General features: G+C 55.3%; 1 rRNA gene. It reads left to right on the top strand.

Annotated features, from left to right (window positions below):
* Window positions 1–293, top strand: a 16S ribosomal RNA gene (locus E1297_RS00350); the annotation flags it as partial.

Below are 293 nucleotides of genomic sequence, written 5' to 3' on the forward strand. Positions count from 1 at the left end.
CCTGGCTCAGAACGAACGCTGGCGGCAGGCCTAACACATGCAAGTCGAGCGCGCCCTTCGGGGTGAGCGGCGGACGGGTTAGTAACGCGTGGGAATATGCCCAAAGGTACGGAATAGCCTCTGGAAACGGAGAGTAATACCGTATGTGCCCTTCGGGGGAAAGATTTATCGCCTTTGGATTAGCCCGCGTTAGATTAGGTAGTTGGTGGGGTAATGGCCTACCAAGCCTACGATCTATAGCTGGTTTTAGAGGATGATCAGCAACACTGGGACTGAGACACGGCCCAGACTCC

It is taken from the genome of Roseibium sp. RKSG952, assembly GCF_009711355.1.